Origin of the sequence: Dethiosulfovibrio salsuginis (genome assembly GCF_900177735.1) — a bacterium.
GTDB classification, from domain to species: domain Bacteria; phylum Synergistota; class Synergistia; order Synergistales; family Dethiosulfovibrionaceae; genus Dethiosulfovibrio; species Dethiosulfovibrio salsuginis.
Genome location: NZ_FXBB01000051.1, coordinates 1 through 15,058 on the forward strand (window position 1 = coordinate 1; position 15,058 = coordinate 15,058).

Consider the following 15,058-nt stretch of genomic DNA (forward strand, 5'->3'; position numbering starts at 1 on the left):
CGGAGGTTTCATGGAGCGCGGTTCAGAACGATGCTGGAGTATAAAGCCCTGTGGTACGGCAGAGATCCGATAATAGCTGGGGCAAATTATGCCAGCTCCCAACTGTGCTCTGAATGTGGCTACAAAAACCCACTGGTAAAGGATTTAGCCCTAAGGGAGTGGGTGTGTCCAAGTTGCGGTGTTCGCCACGACAGGGACGTAAATGCGGCACAAAACCTACTGAAACTAGCTCTGCCCACCGAAATTAGCACGGCAGTGTAGCTTTGGTACTCACGAGGTCGGAACGACCTTCAGAGCCTGGGGAAACTTGTCTCGTTAGAGATATTGACCAGGAAGTCCCCACTTCTATAAGTGGGGGTATTTCACGGGAGGATTCTCATGTCAAAGGAAATCAAGAAAGATGGTGTGTTAGTTAAGATAATAAGGGGGGTCGAGATTGCGGGGAACAAGCTCCCCCACCCTTTCTGGCTCTTTATGGGGCTATGGGCGCTGGTCTTAGGTCTTTCTCACGTTTTTGAGGGGGTCTCGGTAACAAAGCCTGGAAGCGATACCACCGTAGCGGTAATGAACCTCATATCCCACAAGGGATTTGAGTGGTCCGTAAAGAGCATGGTAAAGAACTTCGCCGGATTCCCCCCTCTGGGGCTGGTTCTGGTTATGATGATCGGTCTTGGGGTGACCACTAAATCGGGTTTCCTCGAGAACCTGATGAAAAATATCGCTAAAGTTCCTGAAAAATTCCTGATCTTTGCGGTTTTTCTCTTCGGTATCTGCGGTAACCTGGCCTCCGACGCCGCTATCGTCATAGTTCCCCCTCTGACCGGGGCTCTATTTTTCTCCATGAGGAAGAACCCTATTTTCGGCCTTGTGGTCGGATACGGTGCGGTCTGTGCGGGATTTACGGCGAACCTCTTTATCGCCGGAACGGACCTCCTTCTGGCAGGTATCACCACCACCGCCTATCAGATAGTGAAGCCCGGCGGTGAGGTCTACGCTACGGCGAACTACTTCTTCATGGTGGTCTCCACCTTGCTGGTCTCCGCCTTAGGCGCGGTATTCGTCAGCAAGTTCATGATGCCTGTTTTCGGCGAGTGGGACGAGAAGTTCGACAATTGTCAGGCAGCACAGGAGATGCACCACGGTGGCGGCGGTTTTGAGATCTCCGAGAAGGAGAATAAAGCCTTCCGTGCTGCTATGATATTCACAGTGGTATACTGGATAGGGCTTATTTCCTACGCTTTCGTTCCCGGAAGTATCCTCAGAGACCCGGTGAAAGACGTGCTTATCCCCTCTCCCCTCATTCAGGGATTAGTGCCCATCCTTTTGGTCTACTTCATACTGGTCGGCGTGATCTACGGTAAAAAAGCGGGAACCATCAACTCCGCCAAAGAGCTTATAAACTCTATGGTAGAGGGGGTCAGCGGTATGGCCAGTTATATCGTCATAATACTGCCTATCGCTAACTTTATCGCCGCATTTTCCAAGTCTAACATGGCCATCGTCATGGCCGTAAAGCTTGCCGAGTCACTCCAGAACGCCGGTTTTACCGGGTTTAGCTTGCTGGTCATGATAATTTTCTTCTCCACTTTTGTGAATATATTCGTCACCAGTGGATCGACAAAGTGGGCCTTTATGGCCCCTGTGATAGTGCCTATGCTCTACTATCTAGGCTATACCCCCGAGCTGGCACAGCTCCTTTACCGTATAGGCGACTCCTGCACCAACTCCATAACCCCGATGATGCCCTATTTCCCCATCCTTCTGGGATTTGCGTCAAAGTACGATAAAGACGCGGGAATAGGCACCATAGTCGCAAGAGGACTTCCTCTTTCGCTTTTCTTCCTGGTGTTCTGGATCGTTCTGCTCGGAGTATGGTACATGCTGAACCTGCCCCTTGGACCTGGCGTAGGAATATTTATATAGGGTACACTCAAAAGACCTTGGGAGCTTATCCCAAGGTCTTTTTTTGAGAAGTTTGATGAAAAGGTGTATCGTTGAGGTCGAACTATAGGATATGCTTCCTTAGGAAGCTGTCGTTTTTTTTGCCCTATATCCAATTTAGGAGGGGATTTTTTGAACGGAAAGAGCATAGATGGGGGGCTAGGTCGTATCCTGACCTACGTCAGGATATCGGTTACCGACCGATGTAACTTTCGTTGCCGATACTGTATGCCCGAATCGGGAGTCACTCAACTGGATCACAGCCGGATAATGGCCTACGAGGATATGTTGTTTCTCTTCGAGACCCTGGTTTCCCTGGGGGTGAGAAGGGTCAGACTGACCGGAGGAGAGCCTTTCGTGAGGAAGGGTTTTGTTCCCTTTTTAGGGGAGCTTCGTGCCAGATTGCCCCAGCTTTCGGTGGCAATAACCACCAACGGTTCTCTCGTGGAGCCTTTCGCTGAGGAGCTCGGAAAGCTCCAACTGGACGGCATCAGCGTCAGCCTGGATAGCCTGGATGAGGCTGATTTCAGGGATATCACCCGGTGTGGAAGCCTTTCGGACGTGTTGTCCGGGATAAGGGCGTTGAGAAAATACTCGGACAAGGTCAAGCTTAACACCGTCTTGATAAAAGGCTTTAACGATCACCAGCTAGGCGATCTTATCGATTTTGCCCGATCCGAAAGGGTTCTGTTACGGTTTATAGAGTTTATGCCCCTCGATTCTTCGGTTTGGTTTCAAGACTCCTTTCTCTCCGTCGACCACATGATAGGTAGGATTTCCGACGGAGGTGGTTGGACCAGGGAGGGGCCGTCTCTGTCGCCGGATTCGGGCCCTTCGGTCTATTACAGAAACGATAAAACAGGCCAGAGGGTCGGCTTTATCGCAGCGGTGTCTCATCATTTCTGCCATAGTTGTAACAGGCTGAGGATAACCTCCGATGGCGAGGTCCGGCCATGTCTCTTCAGCTCAGAGGGTGAAAGCCTACTTCCTGCCCTCCGAAATAGGGATAGGGAGGAGCTGGTTAGGTCGATCCTCTCTGGTGCTTTGAGAAAGCCGGACTGCTGGACCGACCTGGCGGTCGGGGAAAATCACATGTCCAGAATAGGGGGATAAAAATGGGCTTTACCCATATGGATAAAGAGGGCCATCCCTGGATGGTCGACGTGAGCGATAAAGAGAGGACCGATAGGTCCGCCACCGCGGAGGGTTGGGTTCTCATGTCCCAAGAGATCTCAAGGGCCGTCCTGGAGGGCAAGAATACCAAAGGAGACGTCCTTACGGTCGCTGAGGTCGCAGGAGTGAGCGCGGTGAAGAAAGCCTCAGACCTGATCCCTCTGTGCCACCCTCTCAGGATAGACCACTGCTCGGTGATATGTCAGGTCAAAGACAGAGGGGTCCATATAACCTGTAAGGTCAAGGCAGGGGACGTTACCGGGGTGGAGATGGAGGCCCTGACCGGAGTCTCGGTGGCGGCTCTGACGGTCTACGATATGTGCAAGGCTATGGACAAGGGGATGGAGATAGAGGGAATAAGGCTTCTTGAGAAAACCGGCGGAAAAAGCGGAGACTGGGTCCGAACTGTCTCTCCGCCGAAGGAAAAAGAGCTATCCTCCGGTCTGTCCGTCGGTATCCTGACCGTGAGCGATAAGGGTAGCGTCGGAGAGAGGGTCGATACCTCCGGTCCCGCTCTGGCCCGTTTGGCCGAGGCGGAGGGCTTCTCCCCTGAGGCCTTTGCCCTCGTTCCCGACGACCGATCGGCCATAGCGGAGACCCTGATAGACTGGACCGACAACAAGGATCTCTGTCTGATCCTGATAACCGGCGGCACAGGCCTCTCCCCTAGAGACGTGACCCCCGAGGCGGTGTTATCCGTCGCCGATAGGGAGGTTCCGGGCCTAGGTGAGAGGATGAGGAGCTACTCTCTGGCCTTCACAGATAGGGCGGTTCTCTCCAGGGCCCTGGCTGTAACGAGAGGGAAAACCCTGATCCTCGCTATGCCCGGAAGCGAGAGAGGGGCCAGCCAGTGTTTCAATGGGGTGAAGTCGGTTCTGAGACACGGCATAGACACCTTGAGGGGGCACTCGGAAAACTGCGGTCATTCCCATCCCTAGAGAGAATCTCTAAAAACGCTCATCCTCGGAGAGATCGTTCCGACGGAGCCCATTCGAGCCCGTATAGTCGACATGCCGTAGTGTAGTGCGAATGGGGCGACAGGACGTCGCCCCAAGCCGAGGGGGCACAGGACGTGCCCTCCGAGGCGGTTCGTACGAAACAGGCAGGTCGATTATACGTTCGGGCGAGACAGGGCGCAGGCGGGACGGTCTCTCCGAGGGGACTCGAAGATAAGTTTTTAGAGTTTCCCTAGAGATATCGGAAAGACTAAAACAATCCATTGGCTTTATCTATAAGCTACGGTAGAGAGCCTTCTTGACATAGTTAGTTTTCAAATATACTATATTGACATTAAAATGTGAATGTCCTGTCTTCCGTCGTAGAAGGGGCGGCCAGCGGGATCGAAAAAGAGGAGGGGACAAAGTGGATTCTAAATGGCATTTTCCGTCGACGGTCCAGGAATTGGTCGATGTGGTCGAGAGGGATAACCCCCTTATCCACGGGGGAGGTACAGGTATACCAAGGGCAAAGGTCCGTTCGGCAAAATCGGTGGTAGACCTTTCCAGAATGGGCTGGGATCGTTGCGAGGTGGAGGATGGCTCCATAAGGCTTGGCTCTATGTGTACCTTCTCCAAGGTGGCAAGAGAGCTAGGGGAGCTTCGTCCCGGTCATCTCCTGGTAAGATCTCTGGGAGCTTCTGCTTCGACGGCGCTCAGAAACAGGATTACCTTAGGAGGTAGCGTGGCTTTCTTCCCCCTCTGGTCCGATCTTGTTGGCCCTCTGTTGGCCCTTAGGGCGTCGGTGGATCTGGTAGGAGCCTCCGAGGGGACATATCCCCTGAAGGAGTTCGTCTCCAACCGCTCTATCTTTAAAGGGTCGGTGATCCGCTCGATCTCGATTCCAGACGAAAGCTGGGATAGCTGGTACTACCGAGAGGTTAGGGTCGGATTCGACTATCCCGGCTTCACCGTGGCCATGTTGGCCCGCCGGTCCGATGGATGCCTTGAGGATTTCAGGGCGGTGGTTGTAGGGACCAAAGACAGGTTCTCCATACTGGACGGCGTGATGGACGGTTTTAAGGGCAAAAGGTACGGCGAGATAGACGTCACCTCCCTAGGGGATTCTCTGGAACTGGAGTTTCCCGATAAGAAGTCCGGTTCTGGGGATTACTTTAAGCAGGTGTCGGCGGTCTGGTTCGAGCGTGGACTGTCCGATCTTCTGGAAAGGTAGGGGTCCATATGATAGGTAAGTTTAAGATAAACGGAATAGAGAGCAACCTTACTTTCGAGGACGACGCGACCTTACTCCAGGTGTTGAGGGATTCGGGCCATACCGAAGTCAAAAGGGGCTGTGATACCGGAGACTGCGGTGCCTGTGCGGTCCTCCTCAACGACGAACTTGTCAACTCCTGTAAGGTTTTCGCCGCCTCGGCCGTCGACGGGGAGATAATAACCGTTCAAGGACTGGGAACATTGCACAGGCCTCACGTCATTCAGCAGGCTTTTGTCGACGCTGGCGCGGTACAGTGCGGTTTCTGCACCCCTGGAATGATAATGGCGACCTACGCCTTGCTCTCCAAGAACCTTAACCCCAACGACGACGATATCCGTGTCGCCTTGGACGGCAACAAGTGCCGTTGTACGGGGTACGTAAAGATATTCGATGCCGTGCGCCTCGCCGCCGAAAGGATGAGAGATCATGGATAAAAACTTCTCCTACGTAGGTCAGGACACAGAGAAAGTGGACGGTCTTTCTCTGGTTACCGGTACCGGTCGCTACACCGACGATTTTAGTGGCTCAGGAATCCTCCACGTTGCGATGCTATGCTCTCCCCATCCTCACGCCCTCATAAAGGATATAGATATATCTCAGGCTCAAGCTATGGCCGGTGTGGTGGACGTGCTTTGCTATAAAAACGCCTACGACGATATGCCTAAGGTGGTCCACACCACCGCCGGTCAGGGCTTTCCAGAGCCATCTCCCTACGACTCCTGGCTTTTCGACGACAAGGTCCGTTTCGTAGGCGATCGGGTCGCCGCGGTGGCCGCCGAGACTCTGGACATAGCCAGGGAGGCGGCGTCCAAAATCAAGGTGGAATACGAGCTTTTAGAGCCTCTTTTCGACCCTGAGAGGGCGATGGAGCCCGGGGTTCCTGTGGTTCACGACAGAGACGAGTATATGCCTATACCGGTTCCCTACGATCCCGGAAAGAACCTTATGGCGGAGAAGATATTCACCATAGGGGATGTTGACAAAGGCCTTTCGGAGGCCGAGTTCGTCCTGGATCAGGTCTACCATACCCACTGTGCTCACCACTGTATGATGGAGCCCCACTCGGCCTTTGCCACCTTCGACGATAACGGAAGGCTAGTTATCTACAGCTCCACCAGCGTCCCTTTCCACGTCAGGAGGATCGTCGCCCAGGTGTTGAGCTATCCCCTCAGAAAGATCCACGTCATAAAGCCCAGAGTCGGAGGGGCTTACGGCGGCAAACAGGAGGCCTTTATGGAGCCTTTGGCGGCAAAGTTCGCCCTTAGGACCGGTCGCCCTGTCAAGTTTATCCTCTCCAGAGAGGAGGTCTTTACCTCCTCGAGGACCAGACACGCCATGAGGGTCCACATCACCACAGGGTTCAAAAAGGACGGGACAATGACGGCCCTAAGGATGGACGACCTCATGGACTCGGGGGCCTACGGATCCCACGGCCTGACGGTGCTCTGCAACGCCGCCTCCAAGGTGTTGCCTCTGTTCAACAAGGTCGAGAACGTCCAGTTTATCGGCAGGACCGTCTACACCAACAACCCTGTAGGTGGTGCTTACCGTGGATACGGCGTGACCCAGGCCACCTTCGGTTTTATGCAGCACGTGGACATGATAGCAAGGCAGACTGGACAGGACGTCCTGGAGTACATCAAAAAGTGGCACATAAAAGAGGGCGAGGGATCTCCGGTCTTCGAGGCCATAGGGGAGGGCAAGGCGGGGGTCGCTCAGGTCATAACCTGCTGCAAGCTCAGCCGCTGTATAGACCTCGGGGCCGAGGCTATAGGCTGGTACGACAAGAGGGATAAACGTATATCCACCTCCCCGGACAAAGTCAGAGGGGTCGGCATGGCGGTCTCCATGCAGGGCTCGGGCATTCCTCTGATAGACATGGGAAGTGCCTATATGAAGCTGAACGAGGACGGATCTTGCAACCTTCTCATGGGGGCCACCGACACAGGAACGGGGTCGGACACCGTCATGTGTCAGATCGCCGCAGAGGTGCTTAACATAGACCCTGAGATGGTGATCCCTCTGGCCTCCGACACCGATGTCACCCCCTTCGACGACGGAGCCTACGCCTCCTCGGGTACCTACGTATCCGGTGGAGCGGTTAGGGTCTGTGCGGAGAACTTCCGGGATAATATACTGAAGGCTGCGTCGATGATGCTTGAGGTGCCTCTAGACAGGCTCGAGACCGCTGGGGGAGTGGTATGGGACAAAGAGGACAGGGAGAAATCCGCCGACTTCGGAGCCATCTGTTGCTATTCTATGTACGGCGCTGGGGAGAAGATGCACCAAATACAGGGTTATGGATCCTACACCTCTCCGGTCTCTCCGCCTCCTTTTATAGCTCAGTTTGCTGAGGTAGAGGTCGATAGGCGGACCGGAGACGTTAAGGTTCTCAAGTTCGTCAGCGCGGTGGACTGCGGAAAGGCCCTAAACCCCAAGATGACCGAAGGTCAGGTTGAGGGAGGGGTATTAAACGGAATAGGATTTGCCCTCAGGGAGCAGTATCTGTTCGACTCGAAGGGCAGAATGACAAACCCGGACTTCGGAAACTACAAGGTCTTTGGGGCCCTGGACGTGCCGGAGATAAAGACCATTCTGGTGGATGCCTACGAGGAAACCGGTCCCTTCGGTGCTAAGTCGGTATCGGAGGTCTGTATAAACGGACCGGCTCCTGCTATTGCCAACGCCATTTTCGACGCAGTCGGGGTAAGGCTGTTCGATCTGCCTCTGACCTCCGAGAGGGTTTTGGCAGCTATCAAAAAAGGCTAGATCGCATTTTGCAGGGGGCGGCCTGAGGCTGTCCCCTCGTGCTGGACCTGGACCAAAGGAGGCGGGAGAGTGAAGGACTACGTTATAGGCAACGGAGTTGTGGCCGATGGCTTGGGGACTTTTTTAGATCCTGGGGCCGTCGTCGTAAAAGACGGCAGGATCGTCGCGGTAAAACCTCTCGATGAGGTCTCCACCGACGACGGAGAGTGGATCGACGTAGGTGGCAGACTGATACTCCCAGGCTTGATCAATATGCACCACCATTTCTACTCTCAGTTCGCCTCGGGTATATCCCCCCACGGGGATTGCGAAGGATTTATCGACGTATTGCAGGATATGTGGTGGCCTCTTGATGCCGCTATGGATAGAGATGCCGTCTACTGGTCCGGTCTCTGTGGTGCCATGGACTCCCTCTGTCACGGTGTGACCGCCGTTTTCGACCATCATGCGTCGATGAACTTCGTGGAAGGCGCCCTTGACGTTCTCTCCCAGGGGATCGACGCGGTCGGTATCAAAGCGGCACTGTGTCTTGAGATGTCCGATAGGCTCGGGAAGGATCGTATAGATAGTCAGTTTGAGGAAAATCTCAGGTTTTGGAGTGCCAACAGGGCTTCATCTAAAAGACGAGGTATGTTAGGGCTTCACGCCAACTTTACCCTCTCCGACCAATCTATGGCCTATATCGGTCGGGAAAGGCCCGGGGATATGGCTATCCACGTGCACTGCGGCGAGGGCCGAATGGACTACGATTATTGCTTTGAGAGAGGGTTTAAAGGCCCGGTGGATCGATTGGATTCCTTCGGCCTGCTGTCCTCCTCCTCTTTGTTGATCCACTGTATCCACATATCCAACGACGACTACAGGATAATAAGGGAAAAATCCCCTGGAGTGGTCACCAACCCCGAGTCCAACGCCAACAACCGAGTGGGGGCCATGGACCGGTCTGGGATAGGTCCTTTCCTGCTGGGAACCGACGGAATGTCCGGCGATATGGTGGCCTCCCTTAGATCGGCATTCTTGCTGGATAGAAAGGCCGACTCCCTCTGGGAGGGCCTGGCAGCTGCGTTTTTTTCAAACCGATACGACTACGTCAGAAAATTTTTTCCCGACGTAAGAGGCTTTGAGCTAGGCTCCGCTGCCGATATCGCCGTTCTCGACTACGTCCCTTTGACCCCTATCTCAAATGAAAATCTACTGGGGCACCTGATATTCGGTGCAAAGGGAGGAAAGGCCTTTATGACCATGGTCGACGGCGAGATTTTATGGCGGGAGGGCCGTTTCTCGAACCCCGATCTTGCGGATATGTACATGGAGGCCCGAAAGGTAGTTCAGGGCTTTCACAGAAGGTTTTATTCCTCTCCCTGGACCTCTAAGCTGTCCGAGAGTCCTAGGGAATTTTCGGTAGAGTAGGAGGCGTTTTTATGGCTGATTTGACGGTGAAAATAGGTGATCTATCTTTTGCAAATCCCGTTCTGCCCGCCGCAGGACCTAACGTTATGAAGCTGGAGCAGATGCTGGACGCTGTCGAAGGCGGTGTTGGCGGCATAGTAACCAAGACCGTATCTCGAGAGCCGGCGGTTTACCCAAAGCCCTGTATAGCCAAAGGCCCCTGCGACGGCCTCCTGAATTGCGAGACCTGGGCGGATAAGCCATGGCGGAGCTATCTGGAGGACTACAAAAAGGTCAAACAGACCGGTGTGCCTTTGATCTGTTCCATAGGCTATAGCCCGGAGGATGTGGCCGAGCTAGGCAAAGGGTTAGAGGCGGAGGTCCGTCCCGACGGTATTGAGTTCTCCACCCACTACGTAGGCAAGACCCTGGATCCTCTTAAAAAAGTGGCCGACGCTCTTAAAAATTCCGTCTCCTGTCCCGTCTGGATGAAGGTTTCCCCTAGCACCCCGGATATACCGGAGATGGCGAAGGTTATGTCGGGCTACGTGGACGGTTTCGTGGCGATCAACTCAGTAGGTCCTGCCCTGGACTTCAACATAAACGATCCCAGGCCTATGCTGGGCACCGAGGACGGACACGGATGGCTTTCCGGCCCCGCTATCATGGGGACGGCCCTCTACTGCGTGTTCCAGATATCCCAGGCCCAGGATAAGCCGGTTATCGGTGTCGGTGGAATCAGGACCGGCGAGGACGCCGTCAAGTTCATAATGGCGGGGGCGTCCCTTGTGGGCGTGTGTTCCGAGGCCATCAGGAAGGGCCCATCCGTCTACGGCAAGATCGCCAGAGAGATGGGAGATTGGATGGACCGTAAGGGATATAAGGCTATAGACGATATCAGGGGCCTCTACTCCTCCAAGGTCTTCGGTCGTTCTAGATAGGTCTTAAGGGGGAATCGACTTGGGAAACAGACTTAAAATCGTCGGAAAATCGGAGCCAAGAAAGGACGGCTGGGAGAAGGTCACCGGAAGGGCTTTGTTCATAGACGACATACCTCTGGATGGATGTTGGTACGGAGGGGTCCTTCGGTCCGACGTGGCTAGAGGAAGGCTGGTATCCATCGAAAAGGATCCTTCCTTCGACTGGTCCCGTGTTACGGTGGTGACCTCGTCGGACCTGCCAGGGGCCAATATGGTGGCCTCCGTCAGAGACGACTGTCCAATACTGGCGGAGGACAAGGTCTGCTACGTCACCGAGCCTATCGCTCTGGTGGCCGCACCGGACCAGGATACCCTGAAAGAGGCCATGGCCTGTCTTCGTCCGGTAATAGAGCCCGACGGAGAGCCGGTTATAGACGTGCAGGACGCTATAAAGGCCGATCGACTTGTATGGGGCGAGGACAACATAATAAAGTCCTTCGATATAAGGATGGGCGACCTGGACAGGGGTTTTGAGGAGGCGGACCTGATCCTAGAGGAGTCCTACACCACCCAGCATCAGGAGCAGGTTTATCTCGAGCCTCAGGGAACTTTCGCCGTTCCCGGCCAGGATCGTAGATCGGTGGATATAACCATATCCTGTCAGTGTCCCTTTTACGTCCATAATTCGGTCGTAAAGGGCCTCGGATTCGATCCCGATAAAGTGGTGATAAAGCAGTCCATAACCGGAGGTGCCTTCGGAGGAAAGGAGTTCTATCCCTCTCTGGTCGCCCTGCACGTGGCGGTGCTGGCCCTTGCCTCGGGAAAGACCGTCAAGATGATCTTCGATCGCCACGAGGACCTTGCGGCTACTTCTAAGAGACACCCTTCGGTGACCTGCATCAGGTCGGGACATAAGAAGGACGGTACTATAACCGCCATGGACGTGGATTTCATCCTTAACGGAGGTGCTACGACTACCTTAAGCGTGGTGGTCCTTCAAAGAGGGGTGCTTCACGCTACAGGCTGTTATAAAGTCCCTAACGCAAGGGTCTTAGGACGGGCTGTGGCGACCAACCTGCCTCCTAGCGGGGCTTACAGGGGATTTGGGGTTCCTCAATCGATGTTTGCTCTTGAACGGCATATGGACCTGGCGGCGGAAAGACTGGGTCTCGATCCTGTCTCCATTAGAGAGGTAAACCTCCTTGATGTCGGGGACCTTCTTCCCTGCGGTCAGGCCATGACCCAGGTCGCCGCAAGGGAGGTTATGGAGAGGGCTCTGGAGATATCGGATTACCGCAAAAAGGTGGAGGATTTCAAAGCCCATAACCAGGAGCAGCCTAAAACCCTGAAGGGAATAGGCCTGTCGCTGTTTCTCCACGGCGGTGCCTTTACCGGGTCGGGAGAGGACTACATAAACGGAGTCACCAAAGTCGTCTTCGTTCCCGGTGATACCGCCGAACAGGGTCGGGTTGAGATAAGGATAAGCAGCACCGAGATGGGCCAGGGGGCGGCTACGGTCCTTCCTCAGATAGTCGCCGAAGGGCTAGGGCTGTCTTTAGCGAAGGTGGACTTCATGACTCCTGACACCTCTAAGATATCAAACAGCGGTCCTACCGTGGCCTCCAGGACGACCGTCGTTGTCGGGGCTATCCTCACCAGATCCGTTGGCGATATGATCGAGAAGCTCGTCGATTTCCTGACCTCCACCCTCGGTGTTACAGTTACCTTCGACGGGAAGGCCTTCTGCGGTGGATCTCACTGTATGTCCTTTCTAGAGGCGGCACACCGATATTCTCAGGAGGTAGGGGAGCTTATTGGCTGGGGGAAATACCGGTCCACCGGAAGTCACTGGGACGACGATACCAATACCGGAGACGCCTATCCGTCCTATTCCTGGGCTTGTGATGTCGTCGAGGTCGAGGTCGACAGGGATACTTTGGAGGTCGTCCCTAAAAAACTCCACTCAGTGGTGGAGATAGGCACGGTGATAAACCCCATTCTGGCCGAAGGACAGTACGAAGGAGGTTCACTACAGGCTCTGGGCTACGGTTGGCTTGAGGATATGGCCGTCAAGGGGGACCGTATAGACGCAGGGAGCCTGAGTAAATACCTGATCCCTACCACTATGGACACCCCTGACTACAACCTGGAGTTTATAGAGGTGCCCTATCAACACGGTCCTTATGGTGCCAAGGGATTAGGTGAGCTTCCTCATGACGGAGGGGCTCCTGCTCTGGCTCAGGCTATCGGCCACGCTCTAGGCGTGTTTCCTACGGAAATTCCGGTGACCCCCGAGAGGATCACCGCCATGTTGGCCTCCAAGGGGGAAAGTAAATGAAGATCGAGCTTTACATAAACCGGGAGTCTTATCAGATCGATATAGTTCCTAGGGACAGGCTTTTGGACGTACTTCGTCGTTACAGAGGTCTCACCGGCACGAAAGAGGGCTGTGGCGAGGGAGAGTGTGGAGCCTGTGCCGTCATACTAGACGGCCGGTTGGTCAACAGCTGCATGGTCCCCGCCCTGGAGCTTCACGGCAGCAAGGTCATAACCGTAGAGGGGTTGGCGGGGGAGACCGACCCTCTACAGAGGGCCTTCGTTGAGGAAGGTGCGGTCCAGTGCGGTTTCTGCACCCCCGGTATGGTCATGGCAGCTAGAAGCCTGTTGGCCAGAAACCCCAATCCCTCCAGGGAGGAGATAAAAGAGGGCCTTGCTGGTAACCTCTGTCGCTGTACTGGCTACGAGAAGATAATAAAGGCGGTATCCAGAGCGGCACAGGAGGGATATGGCAAAATCGCTGCTTCCGATCTTGAGGACCAAGAGATGGTAAGACCCTCTGGGCCTCCAGTTCTATCGGAGGACGAAAAGGAGCGAATCTTCTTGCCCTACGATCTGGACGAGGCCTGTGAGGCCCTGGAGAAACACCCTGATATCTACATGCTGGCCGGTACCACCGATTTCTATCCCGATATCAAAAAGGGAGCCAAGTTTCCCGAAAAGCTTATGGACCTGACCCACCTTTGCGACCTCAAAAAGATAGAGGAAGAGGAGGGGGTCGTGGTGATAGGGAGCGGCGTTACCACCCAGAGGATAGCCGAGGATCCCGTCGTCGGTGGATATTTCCCCGCCCTCAGAGAGGCTGCTGATATGTCCGCCGCGATCGCCATAAAAAACAAGGCCACTATCGGCGGTAACCTGATGACCGCCTCCCCTGCGGCGGATATGCCTCCTGTCCTTCTCATGTTAGGCGCCTCGGTGATATTCAGGAGTTCATCGGGACGACGGGAGGTCCCTATGGAGGATTTCTTCAGAGGATACCGTAAGACCGCCATAGAGCCAGGGGAGCTCCTCGAGTCGGTTAGAATCCCCATCCCTGCGGAAGGAACATCCCAGGCCTTTTACAAGAGGGGATCGAGAAAGTCGCTAACCATCGCCAGGGTCAACGTGGCCTGTTCCGCAAGGCTGGATAACGGCGTCATAAGGGACATGAAGGTCGTCGCCGGAACCATGGCTGTTCTGCCGACGGTTATCACAGCGGTCTCCGAGCTGGTCGAGGGCAAGCCTGTGACCCAGTCGCTGGTCGAGGCGGTCAGGGAGGCGGCCAGAGACGGGGTCCATCCCAGGACCTCCGAGGAGTACAGAAAGAACGTTACGGGAAACCTTGTGGCCAGGTTCGTAATGGAGCTTGGGCAGGACCTTTAGGAGGTGTATGTATGACCTTGGACGCCGTTTTTAACCGTATGTTGGACGTCATAGAGAATAACATAGTTCCCATAACCAGACAGGGAGTGGCCGATGGACATAAGGTCTTCGGGGCCGCGGTGTTGCTGAAAAAGGATCTGTCCCTTGTGCTCGCAGGGACAAACCACGAGCTCGAGTGTCCTCTGTGGCACGGAGAGGTCTACACCATCAAGGAGTTCTATCGCATGGAGAACAGGCCCGATCCGGCGGATTGCGTTTTTCTGTCCACCCACGAGCCCTGCTCAATGTGTCTCTCCTCCATAGCCTGGGCGGGGTTTCCTGAGTTCTACTTTCTGTTCAGCTACGAGGACACTAAGGACTCTTTCTCCATCCCTCACGATATAAAGATGATCAAGGAGGTCTTTCTCTGCGACGCACCGTCCAGGGAAAACTCCTTCTACAAGGCCCATCCTCTGGTGGAGATGATACCCTCTCTGTCCGACCCCGAAGGTGCAAAAGAGAGGATAGCCAAGATCCAGGACGAATACGACGAACTCTCACGGACGTATCAAGCCCGGAAGGACGATAACTCCATACCTTTAAAGTAGGTTATATTCCTTCGTTCTCTATTGCAATGGCAAAGTCGATTGGGCTATACTGATATTGGTTTACCTTTTCTTAACAGGTCAAGCGGAATTCCCCATCTTCTAAGCCAAAGGCGAAAGGTGGGGATGGATAGCTTGTCGCCAATAGGCGATAAATCTTGTTTTTATCTACTCAGTGGTGTAGGCTATAAGTAGTGTTATGAAGATGCCGCTAGACACAAATAACCATTCAGTAGGGCAAAAAGCGAGGTGAGATCATGCTAAGAGCCTATAAATATCGTATATATCCTAATATGGAGCAAAAAAGCTACTTTGCCAAGTGTTTCGGCTGTGTCCGTTTTATCTATAAAAGAGTTTGAATGGCTGAGA

General features: G+C 54.3%; 13 protein-coding genes. All 13 read left to right on the forward strand.

All coding sequences use genetic code 11. The features are described from left to right. The coding region (locus tag B9Y55_RS12295; RefSeq protein ID WP_143340944.1) for a zinc ribbon domain-containing protein at nt 1-261 on the forward strand (261 nt) is incomplete at its 5' end. A 117-nt stretch (nt 262-378) separates the two neighbouring features. Continuing rightward, nucleotides 379-1,923, forward strand: a complete 1,545-nt coding sequence (locus B9Y55_RS12300) for an AbgT family transporter (RefSeq protein WP_085545647.1) — start codon at nt 379-381, stop codon at nt 1,921-1,923. Between the two features lie 150 nt (nt 1,924-2,073). Continuing rightward, complete coding sequence (gene moaA, locus B9Y55_RS12305; protein ID WP_234986240.1) at nt 2,074-3,054, forward strand: GTP 3',8-cyclase MoaA; 981 nt, start codon at nt 2,074-2,076, stop codon at nt 3,052-3,054. 2 nt (nt 3,055-3,056) lie between these two features. After that, the gene (gene moaCB, locus B9Y55_RS12310) at nt 3,057-4,052 is read left to right on the forward strand and encodes a bifunctional molybdenum cofactor biosynthesis protein MoaC/MoaB (RefSeq protein WP_085545648.1); all 996 of its coding nucleotides are present in this window, start codon (nt 3,057-3,059) and stop codon (nt 4,050-4,052) included. 424 nt (nt 4,053-4,476) lie between these two features. Further along, complete coding sequence (locus B9Y55_RS12315; protein WP_159448354.1) at nt 4,477-5,283, forward strand: FAD binding domain-containing protein; 807 nt, start codon at nt 4,477-4,479, stop codon at nt 5,281-5,283. An 8-nt stretch (nt 5,284-5,291) separates the two neighbouring features. Next, complete coding sequence (locus B9Y55_RS12320) at nt 5,292-5,759, forward strand: (2Fe-2S)-binding protein (RefSeq protein ID WP_085545650.1); 468 nt, start codon at nt 5,292-5,294, stop codon at nt 5,757-5,759. Further along, nucleotides 5,752-8,094: a xanthine dehydrogenase family protein molybdopterin-binding subunit gene (locus B9Y55_RS12325; RefSeq protein ID WP_085545651.1), complete on the forward strand. Its 2,343-nt coding sequence runs from the start codon at nt 5,752-5,754 to the stop codon at nt 8,092-8,094. Before B9Y55_RS12320 ends, B9Y55_RS12325 begins: the two co-directional genes overlap by 8 nt. 69 nt (nt 8,095-8,163) lie before the next feature. Then, entirely contained in the window at nt 8,164-9,504 is a 1,341-nt protein-coding gene (locus B9Y55_RS12330; protein ID WP_085545652.1) for an amidohydrolase family protein, read from the forward strand. Nucleotides 9,505-9,515: 11 nt separating this feature from the next. Then, nucleotides 9,516-10,424: a dihydroorotate dehydrogenase gene (locus B9Y55_RS12335; protein ID WP_085545653.1), complete on the forward strand. Its 909-nt coding sequence runs from the start codon at nt 9,516-9,518 to the stop codon at nt 10,422-10,424. Nucleotides 10,425-10,443: 19 nt separating this feature from the next. Next, nucleotides 10,444-12,741: a xanthine dehydrogenase family protein molybdopterin-binding subunit gene (locus B9Y55_RS12340; protein WP_234986241.1), complete on the forward strand. Its 2,298-nt coding sequence runs from the start codon at nt 10,444-10,446 to the stop codon at nt 12,739-12,741. Continuing rightward, nucleotides 12,738-14,105 carry an FAD binding domain-containing protein gene (locus B9Y55_RS12345; RefSeq protein WP_085545655.1) on the forward strand — a complete coding sequence of 456 codons (1,368 nt, stop codon included), beginning with the start codon at nt 12,738-12,740 and terminating at the stop codon, nt 14,103-14,105. Before B9Y55_RS12340 ends, B9Y55_RS12345 begins: the two co-directional genes overlap by 4 nt. Before the next feature lie 11 nt (nt 14,106-14,116). Next, complete coding sequence (locus B9Y55_RS12350; protein WP_085545656.1) at nt 14,117-14,692, forward strand: deaminase; 576 nt, start codon at nt 14,117-14,119, stop codon at nt 14,690-14,692. Nucleotides 14,693-14,946: 254 nt separating this feature from the next. Further along, on the forward strand, nt 14,947-15,048 hold the full coding sequence (locus B9Y55_RS13750; RefSeq protein ID WP_085545657.1) for a helix-turn-helix domain-containing protein: 102 nt from the start codon (nt 14,947-14,949) through the stop codon (nt 15,046-15,048). Nucleotides 15,049-15,058 lie beyond the last annotated feature (10 nt).